Origin of the sequence: Phenylobacterium sp., assembly GCF_041691455.1 — a bacterium.
Classification (GTDB): Bacteria; Pseudomonadota; Alphaproteobacteria; order Caulobacterales; family Caulobacteraceae; genus Phenylobacterium.
The window spans coordinates 17,286-39,674 of the sequence record NZ_JBEPUO010000030.1; the positions used below are offsets into that span (position 1 = coordinate 17,286).

The 22,389-nt window shown below is 68.9% G+C and carries 21 protein-coding genes; 14 read left to right on the forward strand and 7 right to left on the reverse strand.

Annotated features, from left to right (window positions below):
• The first annotated feature begins 29 nt into the window (after nt 1-29).
• Nucleotides 30-731, forward strand: a complete 702-nt coding sequence (gene ctrA / locus ACESMY_RS20405; protein WP_372786462.1) for a response regulator transcription factor CtrA — start codon at nt 30-32, stop codon at nt 729-731.
• A 90-nt stretch (nt 732-821) separates the two neighbouring features.
• Here ctrA and ACESMY_RS20410 read toward each other — a convergent pair whose 3' ends face one another.
• On the reverse strand, nt 822-1,460 hold the full coding sequence (locus ACESMY_RS20410; RefSeq protein ID WP_372786463.1) for a response regulator transcription factor: 639 nt from the start codon (nt 1,458-1,460) through the stop codon (nt 822-824).
• A 465-nt stretch (nt 1,461-1,925) separates the two neighbouring features.
• Here ACESMY_RS20410 and ACESMY_RS20415 point away from each other — a divergent pair, with 465 nt between their 5' ends.
• The 7 genes from ACESMY_RS20415 to ACESMY_RS20445 all read left to right on the forward strand — a co-directional run bounded on the left by ACESMY_RS20415 (nt 1,926) and on the right by ACESMY_RS20445 (nt 10,000).
• Nucleotides 1,926-3,482 (forward strand): ATP-binding protein, encoded by a 1,557-nt coding sequence (locus tag ACESMY_RS20415; RefSeq protein ID WP_372786464.1) that lies wholly within the window; start codon nt 1,926-1,928, stop codon nt 3,480-3,482.
• Nucleotides 3,483-3,507: 25 nt separating this feature from the next.
• Complete coding sequence (locus tag ACESMY_RS20420; protein WP_372786465.1) at nt 3,508-3,939, forward strand: response regulator transcription factor; 432 nt, start codon at nt 3,508-3,510, stop codon at nt 3,937-3,939.
• Nucleotides 3,940-4,059: 120 nt separating this feature from the next.
• The gene (locus ACESMY_RS20425) at nt 4,060-6,447 is read left to right on the forward strand and encodes a M20/M25/M40 family metallo-hydrolase (protein ID WP_372786466.1); all 2,388 of its coding nucleotides are present in this window, start codon (nt 4,060-4,062) and stop codon (nt 6,445-6,447) included.
• Between the two features lie 28 nt (nt 6,448-6,475).
• The gene (gene arsC, locus ACESMY_RS20430; RefSeq protein WP_372786467.1) at nt 6,476-6,826 is read left to right on the forward strand and encodes an arsenate reductase (glutaredoxin); all 351 of its coding nucleotides are present in this window, start codon (nt 6,476-6,478) and stop codon (nt 6,824-6,826) included.
• A 163-nt stretch (nt 6,827-6,989) separates the two neighbouring features.
• Entirely contained in the window at nt 6,990-8,345 is a 1,356-nt protein-coding gene (locus ACESMY_RS20435) for a M23 family metallopeptidase (protein ID WP_372786468.1), read from the forward strand.
• A gap of 22 nt (nt 8,346-8,367) precedes the next feature.
• On the forward strand, nt 8,368-9,189 hold the full coding sequence (locus ACESMY_RS20440) for an FkbM family methyltransferase (protein WP_372786469.1): 822 nt from the start codon (nt 8,368-8,370) through the stop codon (nt 9,187-9,189).
• Nucleotides 9,182-10,000: a hypothetical protein gene (locus ACESMY_RS20445; RefSeq protein WP_372786470.1), complete on the forward strand. Its 819-nt coding sequence runs from the start codon at nt 9,182-9,184 to the stop codon at nt 9,998-10,000. Before ACESMY_RS20440 ends, ACESMY_RS20445 begins: the two co-directional genes overlap by 8 nt.
• A 23-nt stretch (nt 10,001-10,023) precedes the next feature.
• Here ACESMY_RS20445 and ACESMY_RS20450 read toward each other — a convergent pair whose 3' ends face one another.
• Nucleotides 10,024-11,112, reverse strand: a complete 1,089-nt coding sequence (locus ACESMY_RS20450; protein ID WP_372786471.1) for a Zn-dependent alcohol dehydrogenase — start codon at nt 11,110-11,112, stop codon at nt 10,024-10,026.
• A 184-nt stretch (nt 11,113-11,296) separates the two neighbouring features.
• Between ACESMY_RS20450 and chrA the strand changes: the two genes are divergently transcribed.
• On the forward strand, nt 11,297-12,517 hold the full coding sequence (chrA, locus tag ACESMY_RS20455; RefSeq protein ID WP_372786472.1) for a chromate efflux transporter: 1,221 nt from the start codon (nt 11,297-11,299) through the stop codon (nt 12,515-12,517).
• On the opposite strand, the gene ACESMY_RS20460 is transcribed toward chrA, so the two are convergent.
• The gene (locus ACESMY_RS20460) at nt 12,514-13,446 is read right to left on the reverse strand and encodes an alpha/beta fold hydrolase (protein WP_372786473.1); all 933 of its coding nucleotides are present in this window, start codon (nt 13,444-13,446) and stop codon (nt 12,514-12,516) included. The genes chrA and ACESMY_RS20460 overlap by 4 nt on opposite strands.
• A gap of 78 nt (nt 13,447-13,524) precedes the next feature.
• Complete coding sequence (locus ACESMY_RS20465) at nt 13,525-15,156, reverse strand: long-chain fatty acid--CoA ligase (protein ID WP_372786474.1); 1,632 nt, start codon at nt 15,154-15,156, stop codon at nt 13,525-13,527.
• Nucleotides 15,157-15,319: 163 nt separating this feature from the next.
• On the opposite strand from ACESMY_RS20465, the gene ACESMY_RS20470 reads away from it, so the two are divergent.
• The 4 genes from ACESMY_RS20470 to ACESMY_RS20485 are packed head-to-tail and all read left to right on the forward strand — an operon-like array spanning nt 15,320 to nt 18,083.
• Nucleotides 15,320-15,901, forward strand: a complete 582-nt coding sequence (locus tag ACESMY_RS20470) for a class I SAM-dependent methyltransferase (protein ID WP_372786475.1) — start codon at nt 15,320-15,322, stop codon at nt 15,899-15,901.
• Nucleotides 15,902-15,903: 2 nt separating this feature from the next.
• Nucleotides 15,904-16,926 (forward strand): hypothetical protein, encoded by a 1,023-nt coding sequence (locus ACESMY_RS20475; protein WP_372786476.1) that lies wholly within the window; start codon nt 15,904-15,906, stop codon nt 16,924-16,926.
• On the forward strand, nt 16,926-17,444 hold the full coding sequence (locus ACESMY_RS20480; RefSeq protein WP_372786484.1) for a methyltransferase domain-containing protein: 519 nt from the start codon (nt 16,926-16,928) through the stop codon (nt 17,442-17,444). Before ACESMY_RS20475 ends, ACESMY_RS20480 begins: the two co-directional genes overlap by 1 nt.
• Before the next feature lie 3 nt (nt 17,445-17,447).
• Entirely contained in the window at nt 17,448-18,083 is a 636-nt protein-coding gene (locus ACESMY_RS20485; protein WP_372786477.1) for a CmcI family methyltransferase, read from the forward strand.
• Between the two features lie 28 nt (nt 18,084-18,111).
• On the opposite strand, the gene ACESMY_RS20490 is transcribed toward ACESMY_RS20485, so the two are convergent.
• The 3 genes from ACESMY_RS20490 to ubiG form a co-directional block, all read right to left on the reverse strand.
• On the reverse strand, nt 18,112-19,218 hold the full coding sequence (locus tag ACESMY_RS20490; RefSeq protein ID WP_372786478.1) for a hypothetical protein: 1,107 nt from the start codon (nt 19,216-19,218) through the stop codon (nt 18,112-18,114).
• A 97-nt stretch (nt 19,219-19,315) separates the two neighbouring features.
• Entirely contained in the window at nt 19,316-20,119 is an 804-nt protein-coding gene (locus tag ACESMY_RS20495) for an FkbM family methyltransferase (RefSeq protein ID WP_372786479.1), read from the reverse strand.
• A 123-nt stretch (nt 20,120-20,242) separates the two neighbouring features.
• Nucleotides 20,243-21,007, reverse strand: coding sequence for a bifunctional 2-polyprenyl-6-hydroxyphenol methylase/3-demethylubiquinol 3-O-methyltransferase UbiG (ubiG, locus tag ACESMY_RS20500; RefSeq protein WP_372786480.1), 765 nt, complete (start codon nt 21,005-21,007; stop codon nt 20,243-20,245).
• A 266-nt stretch (nt 21,008-21,273) separates the two neighbouring features.
• Between ubiG and ACESMY_RS20505 the strand changes: the two genes are divergently transcribed.
• A partial coding sequence (locus ACESMY_RS20505; protein WP_372786482.1) for an aspartate kinase occupies nt 21,274-22,389 on the forward strand: 1,116 nt, incomplete at its 3' end.

The following is a 22,389-nucleotide window of genomic DNA, read 5'->3' on the forward strand; positions in this document are numbered from 1 at the left end:
GGGCGAGCGGGTACGGGTAGGAGAGCAGGATGCGGGTACTGTTGATCGAGGACGACAGCGCCACCGCGCAAAGCATCGAGCTGATGCTGAAGTCGGAGGGGTTCAACGTCTATACGACCGATCTGGGCGAGGAAGGCGTCGATCTGGGGAAGATCTACGACTACGACCTTATCCTGCTCGATCTGAACCTGCCGGACATGAGCGGCATGGACGTGCTGCGCACGCTCAGGGTCGGTAAGATCAACACCCCGATCATGATCCTGTCGGGCTCGGCCGAGATCGACACCAAGGTGAAGACCTTCTCCGGCGGCGCCGACGACTACATGACCAAGCCCTTCCACAAGGACGAGCTGGTCGCGCGCATCCACGCCGTGGTCCGCCGCTCCAAGGGCCACGCCCAGTCGGTGATCAAGACCGGCGACATCCTGGTCAATCTCGACGCCAAGACGGTCGAAGTGAACGGCCTGCGGGTCCACCTGACCGGCAAGGAATACCAGATGCTGGAGCTGCTCTCGCTCCGCAAGGGCACGACCCTCACCAAGGAAATGTTCCTCAACCACCTCTACGGCGGCATGGACGAGCCGGAGCTGAAGATCATCGACGTCTTCATCTGCAAGCTGCGCAAGAAGCTGGCCGCCGCCGCCGAGGGCAAGCACCACATCGAGACGGTCTGGGGCCGCGGCTACGTGCTGCGCGACCCGCAGGAGGCCATGGCCTCCGTCGCCGCCTAGCGGCCGACGCCAACCTCGGACGAAACAAGGGCGTCCCGCGGCAAGCGGGGCGCCCTTTTTCCTTGTGAGCCGCTTTCCTTGTGAACCCGCCTAGAGCCCGGCCCGGTAGGCCAGCCGCACGAGGTCCGAGACGTTGCGCGCGCCGACCTTGACCATCATCTTCGCCCGATAGCCTTCGATCGTCCTGGGGCTGATCCCCAGCTCGTAGGCCATCGTCTTGTTCGGCCGCCCCGCCACCACGCCGCGGAACACCAGCTGCTCCTGCGCCGAGAGCGCCGAGATCAGCGCATCGACCTTATTGACCACCGGCTGGTCGACCACAATGGGATCCGCCGACGCGGGCTCGGCGGCCGGGGGATGCGCATCCGCCTCGATCGCCTCGCGCACCGCCTCGATGAGGGCGTCGCGCCGGAGCGGCTTCTCGAGGAAGTCCCGCGCGCCGGCCTTCATCGCCCGCACCGCGTTGGGGATGCCGCCCCGCCCGGCGATCACGATGATCGGACGCGTCACGCCCATACGCACCAGCCGGCGGACCAGCTCGAAGCCGTCGATGTGCGGCATCTGGATGTCGGTCACGATACAGCCCGGCCCGATGTCTCGGGCGACGGCCAGGAAGGCGGTGGCCGACGCATAGCTTCGCGTCGCGATCCCGACGGACTGCAGCATGGCGCCCAGGATGGTCCGGACCGCCGGATCGTCGTCGATGATCTGGACCTCCACGCCGTCCATCGGCGACACCGCCGGCGGCCGATCTTGCCCGTTTGCCACGGGCAAGGCCGCGACGGGCTCACCCGTGTCCCTCGACCTGGATGAAGGCAAGGACATTGCCGTTTCCGGCCCCCTCGCCGCCCAAACCGGGGGAAGACACAAACGCAGCTTGGCGCGGTTCGGATCGAGCCTACGCTTATCGCCCAGGCTTCGCGCGGACATAGTAAAGGTCAGGGTTGTTTTGAGGCTAATTTCGCGAACGCCGCCCACGAAACCGCCAAGGTTGAACGCCCGACCCGCCTAGAAAAACTCAACCGCCACAATGTCAGATAAAACTACGTAGGTACTCAAACCCCGGGAACGATTAGTGACGACGCGACTTATGCCTTCATCGACTTTGAAATAACGTCGATGTCCAAATAATAACCTCTTCTTAATCATCAAAAGTATTTGAGGAATATTGATAACATGCTTGGCCTCCAACCCATGGATCACAGCCGAGCCATCGACGATCCCAATTTCGCGGACATCGCCGACCGGGGCGATCTCTGTCGCGCATTGTTGCGCTGCCATCCGGATTGCATCCAGATCGTCAGTCCGGAGGGCCGGCTCGATTACATGAGCGACAACGGCATTCCGCTCCTTGAGACCGAGGAATTCTCCAAGATCGCCGGCGTCCGATGGGCCTCGCTCTGGCCCCGGGAGAACCGCCGCAAGGTGCTCGAGGCCGTCGTCCTCGCCCAGTCGGGCTCCGTCGCACGGTTCCAGGGCCTGTGCACGACGTCGAAGCTCGGCCTGCGGATGTGGGACGTCATGGTGGCGCCGATCCGCCACGCCGACCAGAAGCCCGGCGAGCGCTGCCCGCTGCTCTGCGTGTCCCGCGACATCACGCCCCTGAAAGAGGCCGCGGAAAAGCAGGCCGAGTCCGAGAGACTGGAGGCCATCGGCCGGCTGACCGGCGGCGTGGCGCATGACTTCAACAACCTGCTGACCGTGGTCATGGGGGTCTCCGAGACCCTCATGCTCGACCTCACCGAGGGCTCTGAGCAGCAGAAACTGGCCATGGTCGGCCTGCAGGCCGCCGAGCGCGGCGCCGACGTCGTGCGTCGCCTCCTGGCCTTTTCGCGCCAGCAGCCGCTGGTCGCCGACACCATCGACTGCGCGCTGCTGTTCGGGGCCCTTGGGCCGATGGTCGGCCACACCCTGCCGGAGGACATCGAGCTCGACCTCTCCGTGGAGCTGCACGCCATGTGCTGCACCGCCGACCGGGTGGGCCTGGAGTCGGCGTTGATCAATCTCTGCGTCAACGCCCGTGACGCCATGCCGGACGGGGGCGCGCTCTCGCTGCATGCCAGCCCCGTCTCGATCAGCCAGGCGGCCGCGGAGCCCATGGGCCTTCGCCCCGGCGACTATGTGATCTTCCAGGTCCGGGACACCGGAGCCGGCATGTCCGCGGCCACCCTGGCGCGGGCCGTCGAGCCGTTCTTCACCACCAAGGGCGTCGCCGGCGGCAGCGGCCTGGGCCTGAGCACCGTCTACGGCTTCGCCAACCAGTCCGGCGGCCGCCTGGCGATCGTCTCCGAAGAAGGCCACGGGACCACCGTCTCGCTCTACCTGCCGCGCGCCATGGGCGCCGCCACCGTGGAGGTGGCGAGGGAACGGGCGACGATGGCGGAGGGCGGCCACGTCCTTCTCGTCGAGGATGACGCCGTGGTGCGCGCCCAGGTGGCCCGCCCGCTGAGCGAGCTCGGCTACCGCGTCACGGCGGTGGCCGACGGCCACGCGGCCCTGGCGGTCATCGAGGGGACGGATGTCATCGACCTGCTGTTCACCGACGTGGTCATGCCCAATGGCATGAACGGCCGCGAGCTGGCCGACCGGGCCAAGGTGGTCCGCCCGGATCTCAAGGTGCTGTTCACCTCGGGCTACACCGAAGACGCCGTGTTCAGGGCCGCCCGGCTCGACCGCTCGATCAATTTCCTCGCCAAGCCCTACCGGCGCTCGCAACTCGCGACCGCCGTCGCCGCCGCCGCCATGGAATAGCCCTCGTCAGAACTGGAACACCGACATGAACGCCAGGATCCTGCTTATCGACGACGACCCCCAACTGCTCGGCCTGATGGCCGACGCTTTCACGCGCGCCGGCTTCGAGGCGTTTTCGGCCAATGACGGCGCGGTCGGCGCCAAGCTCGCGCGCGCGCATGACCCGCACCTGGTCGTCACCGACATCCTGATGCCCGAACGGGAGGGCATCGAGATCATCGTCGAATTCAAGCGGGCCCCGCGCCCGCCGAAGGTGATCGCGATCTCGGGCGTCTCCCGGCTCGCCGGTCTCGACCTGCTGGCCCTGGCCACGGCGGTGGGCGCCGACGAGATCGTCAACAAGCCCTTCCGCATGTCCGACCTAGTCGAACTCGCCGAGCGAATGCTCCGCGAAGACCCGCTGATCGGGACCTGTGCGTCCGAGGGGGTCTGCGAAGCCTCCGCGCCTCCACCCTAGGATGCCCGCCGCCGGCGGACCCGGACGGCTTGAAACGCGCGACACGCCTGCCCTTCGGCGGGCGTTTTCGTTTTCACCCGCCAACCGCTAGGGTCCCTTCAAAGGTTCGGAGGGACACCCGTGGGACGAGTGCTAGCGCTTCTGGCGGCGCTGATCGCGGCTGCGCTGATCGCCTGGGCGGGCGAGCAGCCGCCGTCGCCGGCGCCCGCCAACGCGCCCGCCACCGCCTTTTCGGCCGAGCGCGCCATGGCCGATGTCACGGCCATCGGCTCGGTTCCGCACCCGATAGGCTCGGCGGCCAATAAGGCGGTCCGCGATACGCTGATCGCCCGGATGACCGCGCTGGGCCTGAGCCCGCAGATCCACCCCGGCGTGGCGTTCGAGCAGCCCAAGTGGGCGAAGGGCTCCTTTCTGGTCGGCGGCCCGGTGGAGAACCTCGTCGGCGTCCTGCCGGGGCGGGACGCGAGCCTGCCGGCCATGGCCCTGATGGCCCACTACGACAGCGTTCCGGCCTCGCCGGGCGCCGCCGACGACGCCGCCGGCGTCGCCTCGGCCCTCGAAGTCGTCCGCGCCATCAAGGCCAAGGGCGTTCCGGCCCGCGACGTGATCGTGCTGATCACCGATGGCGAAGAGGCCGGCCTGTTGGGGGCGCGGGCCTTCTACGCCCTGGATCCCATGGCCAGGCGGATCGGCTTCGTCTTCAACATGGAGGCGCGCGGCGCGGCCGGTCGTGTGCAGATGTTCCAGACGGGCGATGGCAACGGCGGGGCGATCGACCTCCTGCGCCGCACCACGACCAACCCGCGGGCCTCCTCGCTCACCGGCTTCATCTACGCCCACATGCCCAACGACACTGACTTCACGGTGTCCCGCGAGAGCAAGATTCCCGGCCTGAACTACGCCTTCCTCGGGCATCAGTTCGAGTACCACTCGCCGACCTCGACGCCGGCGACCCTCGATACCGGCACGCTGCAGGACATGGGCCAGCAGGTGCTGGGGCCCGCCCAGGCCGTCGCCTTCTCGCCGACCCTGCCGCCGCGGACGCCCGACGTGATCTACAGCCAGGTCCCCGGCGGAATAACCCTCGCCTACCCGCCGATCGTCGGCTGGCTGATCTTGGCGGTGGCGGCCGGCCTCATCGTGCTGGCCGTCGTGCGCGCGCGGCGCGCCGAGGCCTTCCCCTGGACCGATGTCGCGCGCGGCGCCGGCGCGGGCCTCTTCGCCGTCCTCGGCGGCTGCGCCGTGCTGCACTTCGCCCGCCTGGCGACGGGCTCGGCCTTCGGCTTCCAGGAACAGCGCTTCCTGCTCGCGCAGGCCGACCGCTGGGAAGCCGCCGTCATGCTCCTGGCCCTCGGCTTCCTGATCTTCGCCGCGGCGGAACTCGCCCGCGGCCGCCGCGCCATCGCGCTGGTCCCCCTGGCCGCGGGCCTGGGCGGATGCGCCTTCATCGGCTTCGACAAGGTCGGGCTGGGGCTCGGCGCCGGCGCCGCGGTCCTGGCCCTCGTCTCCTACGGCCGTCCGGTCAGCCGGGCGGGCGCCTGGGCCGGCGTCCTGGCGCTCGGACTGGTGGTGGCGACCGCGGTCCAGGCGCTCGCGCCGGTCACCGCCTTCCTCTTCGCCTGGCCGCTTCTGCTGGCGGCCCTCGCGGCTGCGGCGAGCACGCTCAGCGCCCGCCGCGGCCTGGCCTCGCTGGCCGTCGTCGCCCTGTTCGCCGCCCTCGGCGTCGGCTGGGTGGGCGGCCTGGCCCACGGCGCCTATCTGGCGCTCGACCTGGTGGAGATCCTGGCCGTGCCCCTCCTGCTGGCCGCCCTGCTGCTCTGGCCCCTCGCCCAGCCCAGCGAAGGCGCGCCGCCCGCCCGGCTGGTCGGCCCGGCCCTGCTCGTGGTGGGCATGGCCCTGACGCTCGCCGTCCGCCTCAACCAGCCCTACGACGCGCGCCATCCGCAGGTGGCCTACGTCGGCTATCACATCGACCAGGACACCGGCCGCGCCTGGCGGTTCAGCAACACCGCTGCGCGAACCGCCTGGGCCGATAGCGTGCTCAAGGCCGATGGCGGCAGGATCGTCAAATTCAGCCACTGGTCGTTCCGTACGCCGGTGGACGCCGCACCGGCGCGCTTCATCCCGGAGCCCGTCCCGCAGATCGCCTTCGCCAAACAGGCCGACGGCACGCTCCATCTGAGGGCGGTCCCGCCGCCGGGCTTCCGGGTCCTGCTGCTGATGCTGAAGCCCGATACCCCGGTGACGGTGGAGCAACTGGCCGGCGTGCCGGTGAAGATCCCCCTCAAGCCCGGAGCTCGTACGATCCTGCAGTGGGTGGCCGCGCCGCAGGGGCTCGACCTCGTGCTGCGCCCGGGCGGACCCGGTAAGCTCAGGCTGGGCTATGTCGCGACCTTGGAGCAGTGGCCGGCGGGCGCCATCCCGCTGCCGAAGCCGCCGGCCGACGTCATGGGCTTCGACGATTCCGGGTCGACCTCGCTTACCGGGACCCGGGACCTGGCTTGGTGATCGCGCCCGGATTGGCTAAGCCGCCCGCATGAGCGACGTCGTCATCTATCACAACCCCGCCTGCGGGACCTCCCGCAATACCCTGGCCCTGCTGCGCGAGAAGGGCATCGAGCCGACAGTCGTGGAATACCTCAAGGCCGGCTGGACCCGGCCGCAGCTCGAGGGCCTGCTGAAGCGCCTCGGCCTCACGGCCCGCGACCTCCTGCGGGTGCGCGGCACCCAGGCTCATGAGCTCGGCCTCACCGATCCGGTGGCCTCCGACGAGGCGCTGATCGCCGCCATGATCCTCGATCCGATCCTGGTGGAGCGGCCGATCGTGGTCACCGCGAAGGGCGCGGCGGTCTGCCGGCCCGCCGACCTCGTCCTGACCCTTCTCTAGGCCTGACCCTTCTCTAGGGACGCGGCAAAACGTCCCCCGGGCGGCGAACCGGCCGCCGACGCCATCTTTTGGGCGCCGCGCGCACGGCGTCCTGGCCGCGGGCGGAAGATCTGGCGTTCCGGCGTCAGAGCATTAACCAGACTCGGTCTACCCTGGGGGCCTCATGCTGAGCACCGACCTTAAGGCCGCCGCTGAGCGGTTCGGGCCTAGAGCCGCGGCCGGCGCCGTCGCCGTGCTGGCGCTCGGCCTCGGCTGGACCTTCGCCGCGCGCCTCGTCGCCCCCAAGCCGACCGCCGCGCTCGATCCCGCCGCGGTCGAGGCCCTGCAGCACAGGGCCTTCACCCAGGCCGAGGCCCGCCCGGGTTTCGCCGCACCCCAGAGCGTGGCCGTGAAACTGCTGCGCGGCGAGACCCTGGAAGGCGCCGTCCAGCGCGCCGGCGTCGGCCCGGCCGAAGCTCGCCTGGCCGTCGCGATGCTCGCCAAGACCATGGACACCGTCCACATCAAGGCCGGCATGCTGATCGACGCGGCGGTCGCCCGGCCGCGCGTCGACCGTGCTTCGGTCCAGGGCGGCGAGGCCCGGCTGGTCGGCCTCTCCCTGCGCACCGGCCCGGCCAGCGCCATCACCCTGTCCCGCAGCTTCGACGGCGCCCTTCGCCTGCGCGAGCTGGACGAGAAGATCCGCGACGAGACGGCGGTCGAAAGCGGCGCTATCGAAGGCTCGCTCTACGAAAGCGCCGAGCGGATCGGGGCGACGCCCACGATCACCGCCGAGGTGGCCAAGCTCTTCGCCCACAAGATCGACTTCCAGCGCGACATCCAGCCGGGGGACAGCTTCAAGCTGGTCTTCGACCGCAAGGTCACCGAGGCCGGCCGCACCATCGAGGCCGGCGGCCTGCAATACGCCGAGATCCACGGGGTGAAGTTCTATCGCTTCGCGCGCGGCTCCGACGTCGAATATTTCGACGAGTTCGGCAAGAACATCAAAGGCTTCCTGCTCCGCACGCCGGTCGACGGCGCGCACATCACCTCGCTCTTCGGCATGCGGAAGCACCCGGTCCTGGGCTACACCCGCGCCCACCAGGGCATCGACTTCGGCGCCGGGACCGGCACCCCGATCCTGGCGGCCGGCGACGGCGTCGTGGCCCAGGCCGGGCCTTGGGGCGGCTACGGCAACTGGCTGCGCATCCGTCATTCCGGAGGCTGGGACACCGGCTACGGCCACATCTCCCGCTATGCCGCCGGCATCCATCCCGGGACCCATGTCCATCAGGGCCAGGTGGTGGCCTATGTCGGGGCGACGGGCCTGGCGACCGGTCCGCACCTGCACTACGAGATTTGGCAAAACGGCCAGCGGGTGAACCCGATCGGCGCCAAGGTGCCGCAGGGCACCGTGCTGGCCGGCGGCGACCTCGCCCGATTCCGCGACCAGAAGGGCCACATCGACGCGCTCCTGAGCGCACAGGCGCCGCGCGCCCTGGCCGCCGCCGACGTTAATCCGGCGAGTCTGCGCCGCTGATCGCCCGTGCTATGGGCGGAGCATGCTCGACAGCACCGTCGCCTATGGCCTGACCTTCCTTTTTCCGACGGCCGATAGCGCGGTCGGCGCATCGCTGCGCAACTTCGGCGAGTTCGCCCGGACCGAACTCGACTTCCTGCTGGAGATGGCGACGGGCGAAGGCGCTCTGATCGACGTCGGCGCCAACATCGGCGCGATCGGCCTGCCCTTCGCCCGCCGCCGGCCCGGCTGGAAGGTGCTGGCCATCGAGGCCCATCGCGGCCTCTCCGCGGTCCTCGCCGCGAACGTCCTCAACAACCGCCTCTACAACGTCGAGCTGTTCCACGCCGCGGCAGGGGCCGAACGCGGCCTCGTGGAATTTCCGGCGACGCCGCTCTCCGAAGCAACCAATTTCGGGACGATCGGCTTCAACACCCAGGATGGGCCGATGGAGAGCATCCGGATGCTCACCCTGGACGAGATCGCGCCGGCCAACACCCGGCTGGTCAAGATCGACGTCGAGGGGTTCGAGCCGCAGGTCCTGCAGGGCGCCGCCGGCCTGATCGCGCGACGGGAGGCGATCTGGCTGGCCGAGGCGACGATCCAGAATCCGGAGGCCTCGGCCAAGGTTATCGGCGCCTTCCAGGCGGCGGGCTACAGCGTCCACTGGTTCTACGCCCCCTTCGCCACGCCGGTTTCCGAGAAGGGCGCGCCGCCGGACGCCGGCCGGGGCGACGCCAATGTGGTGGCCCTGCCGCCGGGAGCGGCCAACGTCTGGGGCCTGCCGCTGGTCGGGACGCCGGACGAACGCCGGCCCGGCGACGTCTCGGCCTACCCCTATCTCGCGCGCTACGGCTATGCCTGAGCCGCCCAAGCCCAGCGAGACGAAGTCCGCCGCGATCTGGCTCAGGCAACGGGTCGCGGCCTGGACCCAGGCTCCCGACAACTTCGAACTCAATGAAATCCTCCGTCGCTTCGCCCGATGGCGCGCGCGCCTGCTCGCCAACACCTATGTGGCGCGGCATGGCGCGACGGTCTTTCAGGGTCCGTTCGCGGGGATGACCTATCTGGACCACGTCGCGGAGGGATCGCTGATCTCGCGGCTGCTCGGCGTCTACGAGTCCGAGTTGCATCCGCATCTGCTGGCCATCGCCGAGGCCGGGCTGGACTGTGTCGTCGATGTGGGCTGCGCCGAGGGCTACTACGCCGTGGGCCTGGCGCGGATGATGCCGGGCGTCGTTGTCCACGCCCACGACATCGACGAAGCCGCCCTGGCGGCCTGTGCGGAACTCGCCGCGATCAATGGCGTCTCCGACCGGGTGATCCTCGGCGGCGAGTTCCCGTCGGACGGTTTCGAGGCCTTCGCCGGGCGCCGGGTGCTGGTGATGGTCGACGCCGAGGGCGCCGAGGTCGACATCCTGCAGCCGGCGTGGAGCCCGGCCCTGGCCGGCATGAACATCATCGTCGAAACCCACGACCTCTATCGGCCGGGCGCACTGGCCACCATGGTCGAGCGGTTCGCCCCGACCCACGACATCGTCCGCGTCGACCAGCAGCCGAAGACCTTCGACATGCCGCCCTGGCTCGCCGAGATGCCGCACCTCGACCAGCTGCTGGCTGTGTGGGAATGGCGGGCGCGGGCTACGCCCTGGCTGGTGATGACGCCAAAGCTCTAGTTTGCGGACTTCGGAATCGGGACCTAGGCGTCGAAGACGATCACGGAGCGGGCCACCGCGCCGGTCTTCATCTCGGTGAAGGCGTCGTTGACGTCCTCCAGCTTGATGCGCCGCGAGATCATGTCGTCCAGGTGCAGCTTGCCGGACATGTAGAAGTCCACCAGCCGCGGCATGTCGACCGGGAAGCGGTTGGAGCCCATCAGCGAGCCCTGGATGCGCTTCTCGCCCAGGAAGGCCGCGCCCATCAGGGTGATGGTCTGGCCCACCGGGATCATGCCGATGATGTTGGCCGTGCCGCCGCGGCGCAGCATATTGAAGGCCTGTTCGGCGGTCTTCGACAGGCCGATGGCCTCGAACGAGTGCTGTACGCCCCCCTTGGTCATCTCGATGACTTCCTTGACCACATCGGCGCTGGTCGCCGCGCAGATGAAGTCGGTCGCGCCGAACGCCTTGACCATGTTCTCTTTGCCCGGGGCCATATCGATGGCGATGATCCGGCCGGCGCCGGCGATCGCCGCGCCGTTGATCGCGGCCAGGCCCACGCCGCCGCAGCCGATCACCGCCACGGTGTCGCCGGGGCGCACGTTCGAGGTGTGCATGGCCGCGCCGACGCCGGTCATCACCCCGCAGCCGATCAGGGCGGCGCGGTCGAGCGGCATGTCCTTGCGGATCGCCACGCAGGCGTGCTCGTGGATCAGCATCTGCTCGGCGAAGGACGAGAGGTTCAGGTACTGCATCATCGGCCCCTTCTTCGAGGTCAGCCGGGGCTCGTCGTCCTGGCCGCGCTTGGTCTCGGGCGAGACGCACAGGCTCATGTGGCCGGTCAGGCAGAATTCGCAGTGGCCGCAGAAAGCCGACAGGCAGGTGATGACGTGGTCGCCGGGCTTCACGGTGCGCACTTCGGAGCCCACCTGCTCGACGACGCCCGCGCTCTCATGGCCCAGCACCGCCGGCAGCGGGTGCGGGTAGGAGCCTTCGATGAAGTGCAGGTCGGAGTGGCAGACGCCGGCCGCGGCAGTGCGGATCAGCACCTCGTGCGGGCCGGGCTTGTTGATCTGGACGTCTTCGATCTGAAGCGGCGTGCGCACTTCGCGTAGAACGGCGGCCTTCATCGCGTTTTCCCTGATTTGAGCCCGTGGGCCGGACCTTCGACGAAAGCCTTATCGCCGATCAGATGGGGCGGCCAAGGGGTTTTGCCGCCGATCCGCCCGAAGCCGGCCCGATGACCGCCCAAAACGGCTCGTCTCCTGTCCAGGGGCTCGACAGTCCGGGCGCGGGGCCGCAAGACAGGAGTCGATGGACGAAACGCCGCCGCCGCAGCAGGGGCCCTGGCCAAGTCGGACCTGGGAGGTGTTCCGGGCCTTCCTCGGGCTGGGCCTGACAGCGTTCGGCGGCCCGGTCGCCCACTTCTCCTATTTCCGCCGCGAGTTCGTCGAACGCCGCGCCTGGCTCTCGGAGGCGGCCTTCGCCGACCTCCTGGCGCTCGCGCAGTTCCTGCCGGGTCCCGCATCGAGCCAGCTCGGGATGGCCATCGGCCTGCGGCGCGCCGGCTATCCCGGCCTCGCCGCCGCCTGGCTCGGTTTCACCCTGCCGGCGGGCGTGGCGATGATCGGCCTCGCCTATGTCGCGCCCTACCTGACCGCGGTCTGGGGCAAGGGCGTCCTGCACGGCCTGCAGATCGCCGTCGCCGCCGTCGTGCTGCAGGCGGTGATCGCCATGGCCCGGGCGCTGGCCGTCGGGCCGATCCGGGCCGGGATCGCGCTGGGCGCCGCCGTCGGCCTGCTGATCGCCCACGGCCCGGTCGCCCAGATGATGGCCCTGGCCGCGGGCGGCCTCTTCGGGCTCGCCTTCCTGCGCGAGCCGACGCCCGCGGAGCCGCCCGACGATCCGGCCACGGCCAAGGTTCCGGCCCCGGTCTCGATCGCCGCCCTCAGCATCTTCGCGCTGCTCTTAGGACTGTTGCCGGTCCTGGCCGCGGCGCTGGACGATCCGACCCTGGGCCTCGCCAGCGTCTTCTACCGGGCCGGCGCCCTGGTGTTCGGCGGCGGCCATGTGGTCCTGCCGCTGCTGCAGAGCGAGATCGTCGGCCGCGGCTGGCTCGACCAGGACAGCTTCCTGGGCGGCTACGGCGTGGTCCAGGCGCTCCCCGGCCCGCTGTTCAGCTTCGCGGGCTTCGTGGGGGCGGCGCAGCAGCAGGCTCCGGGGGGCTGGCCGGGCGGCCTGGTGGCGCTCGTCGCGATCTTCCTGCCGGGCGCGCTGCTGGTCCTGGGCGTTCTGCCCTTCTGGGACCGGCTGAAGTCGATCGCCGGCGCGCGCGCGGCGCTCGCCGGGGTCAATGCGGTGGTGGTGGGCGTGCTGGCCGCCGCGCTCTGGGACCCGGTGCTGACCACCGCCATGCGGCGACCCAGCGATTGGGCGCTGGCGGCCGGGGCCTATGTCTTCCTGGCGATCGCGAAGCTGCCACCCTGGCTGGTGGTGCTGGGTTTCGCCGCGATCGCCGGAGTGTTCAGCCGCTAGGCGCCGGCGGGCTGGCGCGGGACGCCGAGCCCCAGGCCCTTGAGCCCAAGGTCGGCCAGGGTCGGCCAGCGGAAGGTCCAGCGCTTGCGGGCCGGGATGCAGGCTTCCAGCGCCGCCAGCAGCTGCTCGATCGGGCCGTCGTTCAGGAAGTGGTTGGCGCCTTCGGTGCGCATGAACTGGATCGGCCGCCGCGTCACCGTCTCCGCCGCCAGCCGCTCGGCGACCTCGATCGGAGCGAAGTCGTCCCGGTCGCCGTGGATCATGTGGATCGGGATCGAAAGCCTCGCCAACGCGCGCTTGGCGTACTCCAGCTGCGGCTTCTGGCCTGACGCCTCGATCACCGCATGGCGCAGGTCGCGGGGGATGACCTTCAGCGCCCTGGAGCCCATGTCGATCAGCCAGCGCGACGTGGGGCCGGTCTCGCCGAAGAAACCGGAGAGCAGCACCAGGCTCGCCACCTTGCCGGGATTGGCCTCGGCCATCAGCGAGGCGATCGCCGCCCCATAGCTCTGGCCGACCAGCATGACCTTCTGGCCGCGGGCGGCGGCCAGAACGGGCGCCAGCGCCTCGGCCTGCACGCGGATATCGGGAACCGGGTGAGCCGGTTCGGACGCACCGTAGCCCGGCCGGTCCACGACGATCATCTCACGGTCCTGAGGCAGCTCCGCCAGCGTCTCGGCCCAGTATTCCGCCCAGGACGGCGCGCCGGTGATCACCACGATCTTCCAGGGGGCCGGCGTCACGCGCGGTGTCTCCAGGGCGGAGATCCGCCAGCCGTGGCCGCCGCCCGCGACGAAGCTGGTCCGCCGCACGACGCTCTCGGGATAGTCGGCCGCGGTCGGGGCGTGTTCCGTGCGGCCGCGCACGGCGCTTTCGACCGCCGCCCAGCCCATCGCCAGCACACCCTTTGGCCGCTTCCGCGCCGACACGTCCGGTCTCCTCAAAGCCACCCAGGCCATCTGAGGTCTCAAACGCGCGTTTCAAGGCTTGGTTCTGTTAAGCCTTCGTCATGCCGTCGGGAGTTTGGCCGGCGTGCTCAATTGGTCACGCAATTCGCGCTTCAGCACCTTTCCGGTGGGCCCGATCGGCAGGGCTTCGACGATCCGGACCTCGTCCGGCGTCCACCATTTGGCGACGCGGGCGGCGACGTGGGCCTTCAGGTCTTCGGGGTCGGCCGTCTGGCCCGGACGCAGCGTCACCAGCAGCAGCGGCCGCTCGTCCCACTTGGGGTGCGGCACGCCCACCGCCGCGGCCATGGCGACCGCCGGGTGTGAGCAGACCGCGTCCTCCAGGTCGAGCGTCGAGATCCACTCCCCGCCCGACTTGATCACGTCCTTCGCCCGGTCGGTGAGCCGCAGGTAGCCTTCAGCGTCGATCGTGGCGATGTCGCCGGTGTCGAACCAGCCGTCGCCGGTGAACACCTGGGCGCCGTCTTGCTTGAAATAGGCCGAGGAGACCCAGGGGCCCCGCACCTGCAGAGCGCCGGCGCTCTTGCCGTCGCGGGGCAGTTCCGCGCCATCCTCGCCGACGATCCGCAGGTCGACGCCCCAGAGGCCGCGGCCCTGCTTCAGCTTGCGCTGCAGGGTCGCCTGGGCGTCCTCGCCCGCATGTTCCGGCAGGGGCGTGTTGATGACCCCCAGCGGGCTCGTCTCGGTCATGCCCCAGATCTGCCGCACCTGGCCGCCCAGCCGATCCTCGATGCGGCTGACCAGCGACGCGGTGGGCGCCGAGCCCCCCACCGCGATGGTCTTCACCGAGGTCAGCCGTCCGCCGGTCTGGTCCAGGTGGTCGGCCACCCCGACCCAGATGGTCGGCACGCCGAGCAGGAAGGTGACGCCCTCGGCCTCGATCAGTTCGGCGATGCTGGCGCCGTCCAAAGCCCGGCCCGGCAGCACCAGGGTCGCGCCGACCAGCGGGGCCGCATAGGGCGTGCACCAGGCGTTGGCGTGGTACATCTGGGCGCAGGGCATCACCACGTCGCGCGCCGAGAAGTTGAAGGCGTCGGGCAGGCCCAGCGCCATGGCGTGCAGCACCGTCGAGCGGTGGGAATAGAGCACGCCCTTCGGATTGCCCGTGGTGCCGGAGGTGTAGCAGAGGCCCGAAGCCTGCTTCTCGTCGATCTCCGGCCAGCTGAATTCCGCGGAGTTGGCCTCGATCAGCTCTTCGTAGATGAGGGCGTCCCGTGGCGCCTCGGGCGGAAGATGCGTCCGGTCGGTCATCGCCACGCGGGCCTTGATCAGCGGCATTCGGTCCGCAAGTTCAGCGACTTGTTCGGCGAAGGTGATATCAAAGAACAGGAAGCTGTCCTCGGCGTGGTTGGCGACCCAGACGATCTGGTCGGCATGCAGCCGCGGATTGATGGTGTGCAGGATCGCGCCCACCCCGGTGACCGCGAAATAGAGCTCGAAGTGCCGGTGCGTCGACCAGGCCAGCGTCGCCACCCGATCGCCGGCCTTCACGCCGAGCCCGATCAGCGCATTGGCCATGCGCTTAGTGCGCGCCAGCGCCTCGGCGTAGCCGTAGCGGTGGATCGGGCCTTCGACCATGCGGTCCACCACCTGGCGGTTCGGATGGTACTGGGCGGCATATTCGAGGATCGAGGGCAGCGTCAGCGCCCGGTCCATCATCAGCGCCTGCATAAGCGTCGGGCCTCCGCCCGGTCTTGGGATTGGCATGGCGATTGTCTATGCCATGCTGGTGGAGGAGCAAAAGCCCTCGCCACGGCGAACCTCGCTCGCCGCCGCCAAGCCGAGAGTGCGCCTGGGGCGGGGCGCGTCCCTTCCCGTCCGGACAGGAGCTTCCTTGGGCGATCGCAACCAGATCATCTTCCTGCAGAAATTCGTCCCCTCTGTCGCCGGCTCGATCCTCGAGATCGGCAGCAAGGACTATGGAAGCACCAGCAGCTTCCGTCAGTTCTATCCCGATTGCCCCTATGTCGGGATCGATATGGAGGCCGGGGCGGGCGTGGACCAGGTTATCGACCTGGCGAAGGGCATCGGTGATCTGCCGGAAGATCACTTCGCTCTGATCGTCTGCTGCTCGGTGCTGGAGCACGTCGAGAAGCCCTGGAAGATGGCCGAGAATATCACTCGGCTGATGGCCAAGGGCGGCACGCTGTTCATCTCGGTCCCCTGGGTCTGGCGCTATCACGCCTATCCTGACGACTATTTCCGCTTCTCCTTCCGGGGCGTGGTTTCGCTGTTTCCGGATTTGGAGTGGGCGACGCCCCACTACTCCACGACCGTGGAGGGCGAATTCGTCGAGATTACCGAAGACAACAAGCAGGCGGACAACGCGATGGCCGTAACGGCCACCACGCCCAAGGGGGCGCAGCGCAAATATCTGCCCTATCTGATGGTCAACATGATCGGGATCCGGCGATAGCCATGCAGGTCAGCTGGATCAGCTTCGGATCGCCGATCCGTAGGGCCGATGGATCGATCACCTCCAATCTCGCCAGTCTGCGCTACCGCGTCCTGAGCCCGATCCGCGAGCTGGACCCGGCGCGCTACAGCCATCAGCTGACCGCCGTCTCGGAAACCACGCCCGAGAACCTCAAGGACAAGGCGCTACAGGCCGATATCGTGGTGTTTTCCAAGAGCTTCCTGCCGTCGAACGAGGCGCTGGCCGAACGGGCGAAATCGCTGGGTGGGCGGGTCATCTTCGACGTCTGCGACGACCACTACCGGCACCCGAGCTTCGGCCCGCACTATCAGCGGATGTCGGCGTTGGCCGACCAGATGGTCTGCAGCACCGCCGAGATGGCCAAGGTCGCGCGGGCCTACAGCTCCGGTGAGCCCGTCGTCATCGCCGATCCCTATGAAGGCCCGTCGGGAACGCCCGCCTTCTCGCCGGAAGAGCCCTTGCGCCTCCTGTGGTTTGGGCATCCCAGCAATCTCGACAGCCTGGAGGCCGCGCTCGGCGACCTGATCGGCTATGCCTCGAGCCAGCCCATCGCCCTGACGGTGCTCACCCAGTTGACCGATGCGATCACCGATGGATGCCGCCAGGTGAGCGCGCGCCACGTGGGGCGCTTCGTCATGTCGGCCAGGCCCTGGTCGCTTGACGCCCAATGGCGTGAGCTGGCGGCCTGCGACGCCGTTATCATCCCGACCCTCAATGCGTCCGAGAAGCGCGTAAAGTCGGCCAACCGCATGGTCGAAGCGCTCTGGGCGGGCCGACCGGTCGTGGCGCAGCCGCTCCCCGCCTATCTGGATTTCGAGCGCTGGGCGCCCACGCACCCAACGCTCTCCGAAGGTTGTCGATGGCTTGCCGCGAACCTGAAGGATGTTCCGGGGCTGATCTCGCAGGCGAAAAGCTATATCGAGGAGCGGCATGCCCCCGCCGCCCTGGCCCGGGAATGGGCGCGCGTGCTCGAAGCCCAGTACGCTCTGAGGACCGCGGCGTGATGAAGCTGAATTTGGGATGCGGCGACAAGATCCTCGACGGCTTCGTCAACGTCGATGTCGTGGAAAGCCGGGCCGGCAAGTCGCCGGATGTCGTCTGCGATTTGCACAAACTCGAGCCGTTCGAGGACGCGACCGCGGACGAAGTCATGGCCATCCACGTAGTCGAGCACTTCTGGCGCTGGGAGGTCCTCGACATCCTCAAGGAATGGGTGCGGGTCCTGAAACCGGGCGGGAAGATGATCCTCGAGTGCCCCAACCTGATCTCTGCCTGCGAAGCGGTGCTGGCCGATCCGGACAATGTCACCGGGCCCGGCCCGGAGGGCCAGACCAGCATGTGGGTCCTCTACGGCGACCCGCGCTGGAAGGATCCCCTGATGGTGCATCGCTGGGGCTACACGCCCAGGAGCCTTGCCTCCATCATGCATCAGGCCGGCCTCATCCAGCTCAGGCAGGAACCGGCGCAGTACAAGCTTCGCGAGCCGCGCGACATGCGGATCACGGGGTTGAAGCCCGAGTAGCCCATGCATCCCGCCGCTCTCGCCTACCTGAAATGGTATCATGAGACGAATGTCTGGAAGCAGCTGAGCTATCGCGGCGTTCGAACCCTGAAACTGCCGTCCGACATGTGGAATTATCAGGAAATCCTGATCGAGCACGACGTGGAATGGGTCATCGAGACGGGCTCGCGGCACGGCGGCTCGGCGATCTTCTTCGCTGACGTCCTCCGGAACGCGGGCCGCAAGGGCAAGGTCTTCAGTATCGACTACCAACCTGCGCTCGACCCCCGCGTGCTCGCCGACGCGTCCGTCGATTTCATCACCGGCGACAGCGCCGATCCCGCGATCGTCGACGACGTCATGCGGAGGCTTCCGGCCGACCGGAAGAAACTCTTCCTGATCCTCGATTCCGATCACGCCGCGCGACACGTCAAGCGGGAGCTCGACGCCTGGATTCCCCGCCTGCGGAGCGGAGACTACCTCGTCGTCGAGGACACCGTCGTCAACGGCCATCCGGTGCGTCCGGATCACGGGCCCGGCCCGCTGGAGGCCATCCGGCAATATGTCGGCGAACATCCGCGGCGCCTCATTCGGGATGTCGCGCGCGAGGCCAAGTTTGGCGCGACGTTCGCGCCGGAGGGCTACTATGTGGTCGCGTGAGGTCGCGTAACCCCAGGCCGCCGATTTCTCAACGCGCCATGCGGTCCGGCGACGGAAGCGCCGCCCAGGGAATGACCGCCCAGTCCGGGGAATCGCAGGCTCGCGCCACCCGCGCGAAGATGGCGCCGAGCCACAGGCCCTTGTCGGTCAGGACCCAGCTCGGAAAATTCCACACCTCGGGATCGGAGTAGTCGCAGCCGTCTTCGTCGCCGTCTTTGGGCCGGACCATTTCGGCCTTGTGGTAGCGCTTCATCAGGGCGACGACGGCCGGGGCGAACACCTTGCCGCGATAGTCGAACCAGGCATCGCCGTTTTCCTTCGGCGCGGGATGCGGCCCGACCGGAAGGACGTCGTCGAGCTTCAGCTCTCGTCCTGTGCGGGCGTCAAAGCTGTGGCCGTTGGCCCCGAAATCAGGGTGCGCCGTGCCCGCGCAGCTCCAGGACGCGCGCGAGATGTAGCTGACGTGGGCAGATCCCAGCCAAGGCTTGCCGGCCTCCGAGAATTCCATGCCGGACCCTCGTCCGTCCGTGCCGGGGCATTGCAGCCAGCTCGAGACCTCCGACCATTGTTCGCGGGCCAGGGCGTGGTTCATCACCGCCATCGCCGGGGGCGCATAGCCGCCTTCAAGGCGGAACAGCCGGATCCCTGTCAAGGGTTCCCGGTACCATCGGATGGTCTTTCCGTTCCTGGTCTCGGTCTTCTGGGGGACGAGCTTCAGGCTGGCCAGCTGCAGGCGTGCGTACGGGCTGAGGTCCGACGGCAGGTCAACGGGCAAGGCCGCGAAGCCGGTCGCCGGGTGGAGGCTGACCGGCGACCTCTGCCCCTTGGCGGTCGTCAGCGCGCCGACCAGGCCGTCTCCGGATCGCGAGAGCGTCAGGCGATCGCCGGTGAGGCGGGAAGCGAGCTCCAGGACGTGGTCATGCCATTGGCCGGAAAGGTCGATGTCGAGCCGCGTGCTGCGATAGAAATATTGCCCCGTCACGGCGCCCTCTGTCGGGAGCAACCCCTCTTCCGAGAACAATCCCATGACGACCGGCGCCGCGCCCACGGAGCCTTCGTAGGTCTCCTCCTTCGCGGCCAACGCCGGCGTGGCCGAGAAGAGCAGAAACACCAGAAGAACGACGGGCCGCAGCATGGGATTTTCCTTGCGCGAACCTCGCCCGGAGCCGCGGCCGCGCCGCAGCATGGCAGGCTCCGCAAGACCGCGCGCCGAGGTCTGAGCTTGGCCGAACCTAGGCCGCCATCCGCGCCTTGAACACCCCGTCGGGCAGGCGTGCGGCGCGGGTCGGGTGGATGAAGAAGTAGTCCTTCCAGGGCTCGCCCTCGACCACCGTCGAGCGCTCCTCCAGCCGGTCGCCGTTCAGCGCGAACATCCGGTAGCCACGGCGGGCGAAGAGCTCGACCACCGCCTCGGCGGTGGCGTCGAAGCGGGCCGCCAGCATGGCGGGGTGGATCTCGAGCAGCACGCTCGGCCGGTCGCGGTCGAGGATGACCTCAGCGCCCTTCAGCGCCATCAGCTCGGCGCCCTCGATGTCCATGCGGATGAAGTCGACCCTGGTGATCCCGCGCTCGGCGCAGAAGCCGTCCAGGGTCACCACCGGCGTCGGCTGCACCTCCGCCCCGGTGTCCTCCAGGTCGGGCCGCGCCTTGCCCTCGGGGGCGGTGTCCGAGACATAGGCATAGGCCCGCCCCATGCGCCCCGACGTCTTGCGCGGGGTCACCAGCAGCATCTCGCCCGGCTTGTCGCCGACCGCGGCGTGGACGACGGTCACCCGGTCGCCGATCCGGTGCCAGGCCACGGTGGTCTTCAGCACCTGATAGGAGAAGGCTGAGGGCTCGATGGCGTAGATCGTGGCCTTCGGCGCCACCTGGGTCATGACGTAGGAATGCCGCCCGTCGCTCGCGCCCACGTGCAGGCACACCGGCGCGCCCGACAGCAGGTCCGCCAGATAGGGCGTCTCAGGCTCGTGCTTGCGCCACCGCAAATTGCGGCGCCACGACCGGAAGGCGTGGCTGAGCACGCGTAGCGACGGCATCGGTGTTCCTTACTCCCGCCCCCGAGCCATTTCCCCGGGCGCGGCTCAAAGCCCTAGAATCTTGGCCATTTTCCGGCGACGGACCGATGACGATGCGGCCCGACGGAGACTGGCGTCCCCGTTCTAGGCCGCGTCGCGGACGACCGTCATCATGTAGTTCACGTCCGCATCGTGGCTTTGCGACCAGCGCCCGCTCAGCGGGTCGAACACCACCCCATAGGGTCCATCCATCGCCACCGGCTCGCCCGCTAGGAAGCCGCGCAGTTCGTCGGGCTTCAGGAACTTCGACCAGTCGTGGGTGCCGGCCGGCAGCCAGCGCAGCACATATTCCGCCCCCACCTTGGCGAGCGCGAAGGCCTTCAGGGTGCGGTTGAGGGTGGCCACGATCATCAGGCCCCCCGGCTTGCAAGGCGTGCCGGGGGCCAGCATGCGGGCGCAATCGCGCAGGAACGCGCCGGGATCGGCCACGTGCTCGATCACCTCCATATTGAGGATCAGGTCGAACGCCGGCTCTCCGGCCTCCAGCAGCGCCTCGGCGGTCGAGCAGCGGTAGTCGATGGCGAGCCCCTGTTCGGCGGCGTGCGCGCTCGCCGTGCCGATGTTCCGCTCGGAAGCGTCGACGCCCACCACCTGGAACCCCAGCCGGGTCATCGGTTCGGAGAGCAGGCCTCCGCCGCAGCCGATGTCCAAGAGGCGCAGGCCCTCGAACGGCCGGCGCGCCTTCGGGTCGCGCCCGAACCGGTGCAGCGCCTGGTCGCGGATGAACCCAAGCCGGGTGGGGTTGAACCTGTGCAGGGGCGCGAACTTGCCCTTCGGGTCCCACCACTCGGCGGCGATCCGCGAGAACCGCTCGACCTCGGCAGGATCGATGGAGGAATGGATGGTCATTGCCCACTATCTAGCCGTCATCCCGGCCGAAGCGAAGCGGAGAGCCGGGACCCAGGGTGTCTGCGGTGCGGCGGCTCCTGGGTCCCGGATCGGCTCCACGGCCGTCCGGGACGACATCTTGGGGTGCATTGCGGCATCGCTTCGTCGCCGCTAGAACGTCGCGCTCTTGATGAGGGGGTTCGGCGTTACGTGTCCCGGCTGGTGATGAAATTCGGCGGCGCGTCGGCGGCCGACCCAGAGCCCCGGTCCAGGTCGGGGGCGTTTGCATGACGTCCCGCCTCGTCATGAAGTTTGGCGGCACATCGGTGGCCGACCTGGAGCGCATCCGCCGCGTCGCCCGGCTGGTGAACGCCGAGGTCGAGGCGGGCCACCGCGTGGCCGTCGTGGTCTCGGCCATGGCCGGCAAGACCAACGAGCTGGTCGCCTGGACAGACGGTTCGGGCGCCGCCGCCCAGGGCCTCGCGCCCTCCGACGACGAATACGACGTGGTGGTGGCCTCCGGCGAGCAGGTTACGGCAGGCTTGCTGGCCATGGCGCTGCGCAACATGGGCGTGCCGGCCCGCTCATGGCTGGGCTGGCAGATCCCGATCATCGCCGATGACGCCCACGGCCGCGCGCGCATCGACGAGGTGCCGCCGGAGAAGCTGGCCGCGGCCATGGACTCAGGCGAGGTCGCGGTGATCGCGGGCTTCCAGGGCGTCACCCGCGACGGCCGCATCGCCACCCTCGGCCGTGGCGGCTCCGACACCAGCGCGGTCGCCATCGCCGCGGCGCTGAAGGCCGTGCGCTGCGACATCTACACCGACGTGGACGGGGTCTACACCACCGACCCGCGCATCGAGTCCAAGGCCCGGCGCCTCGCCAAGATTTCCTACGAAGAGATGCTGGAAATGGCTTCGCTGGGCGCAAAGGTGCTGCAGACGCGGTCGGTCGAGCTCGCCATGGCGCAGAACGTGCCGCTGCGGGTGCTGTCGAGTTTCGTGGAGCCCGGGGAAGCGCCGGGCCAAGGCACCATCGTGTGCGACGAGGATGAGATCATGGAAAAGCGGATCGTGAGCGGCGTGGCCTACAGCCGCGACGAGGCGAAGATCAGCCTCTTCGGCCTGCCCGATCATCCGGGCGTCTCCTCGGAGATCTTCGGCAAGCTGGCCGACGCCAACGTCAACGTCGACATGATCGTCCAGAGCCATGCCCGCACCGCCGACACCGCCAACATGGAGTTCACCGTCGGCAAGCGCGACGCCCAGCGCACGCTGGAGATCGTCCGCGCGGCCCAGTCGATCATCGGCTTCGACGACGTGGCGGTGGACGAGGAGGTCTCCAAGGTCTCGGTGATCGGGGTCGGCATGCGCAGCCACACCGGCGTCGCCAAGACCATGTTC

Bases quoted from the DNA above. Each gene is read 5' to 3' on its own strand.
- ctrA (WP_372786462.1), top strand. From the start codon at position 30: ATGCGGGTACTGTTGATCGAGGACGACAGCGCCACCGCGCAAAGCATC.
- ACESMY_RS20410 (WP_372786463.1), bottom strand. From the start codon at position 1,460: ATGGACGGCGTGGAGGTCCAGATCATCGACGACGATCCGGCGGTCCGG.
- ACESMY_RS20415 (WP_372786464.1), top strand. From the start codon at position 1,926: ATGGATCACAGCCGAGCCATCGACGATCCCAATTTCGCGGACATCGCC.
- ACESMY_RS20420 (WP_372786465.1), top strand. From the start codon at position 3,508: ATGAACGCCAGGATCCTGCTTATCGACGACGACCCCCAACTGCTCGGC.
- arsC (WP_372786467.1), top strand. From the start codon at position 6,476: ATGAGCGACGTCGTCATCTATCACAACCCCGCCTGCGGGACCTCCCGC.
- ACESMY_RS20435 (WP_372786468.1), top strand. From the start codon at position 6,990: ATGCTGAGCACCGACCTTAAGGCCGCCGCTGAGCGGTTCGGGCCTAGA.
- ACESMY_RS20440 (WP_372786469.1), top strand. From the start codon at position 8,368: ATGCTCGACAGCACCGTCGCCTATGGCCTGACCTTCCTTTTTCCGACG.
- ACESMY_RS20445 (WP_372786470.1), top strand. From the start codon at position 9,182: ATGCCTGAGCCGCCCAAGCCCAGCGAGACGAAGTCCGCCGCGATCTGG.
- ACESMY_RS20450 (WP_372786471.1), bottom strand. From the start codon at position 11,112: ATGAAGGCCGCCGTTCTACGCGAAGTGCGCACGCCGCTTCAGATCGAA.
- chrA (WP_372786472.1), top strand. From the start codon at position 11,297: ATGGACGAAACGCCGCCGCCGCAGCAGGGGCCCTGGCCAAGTCGGACC.
- ACESMY_RS20465 (WP_372786474.1), bottom strand. From the start codon at position 15,156: ATGCAGGCGCTGATGATGGACCGGGCGCTGACGCTGCCCTCGATCCTC.
- ACESMY_RS20475 (WP_372786476.1), top strand. From the start codon at position 15,904: ATGCAGGTCAGCTGGATCAGCTTCGGATCGCCGATCCGTAGGGCCGAT.
- ACESMY_RS20480 (WP_372786484.1), top strand. From the start codon at position 16,926: ATGAAGCTGAATTTGGGATGCGGCGACAAGATCCTCGACGGCTTCGTC.
- ACESMY_RS20485 (WP_372786477.1), top strand. From the start codon at position 17,448: ATGCATCCCGCCGCTCTCGCCTACCTGAAATGGTATCATGAGACGAAT.
- ACESMY_RS20490 (WP_372786478.1), bottom strand. From the start codon at position 19,218: ATGCTGCGGCCCGTCGTTCTTCTGGTGTTTCTGCTCTTCTCGGCCACG.
- ACESMY_RS20495 (WP_372786479.1), bottom strand. From the start codon at position 20,119: ATGCCGTCGCTACGCGTGCTCAGCCACGCCTTCCGGTCGTGGCGCCGC.
- ubiG (WP_372786480.1), bottom strand. From the start codon at position 21,007: ATGACCATCCATTCCTCCATCGATCCTGCCGAGGTCGAGCGGTTCTCG.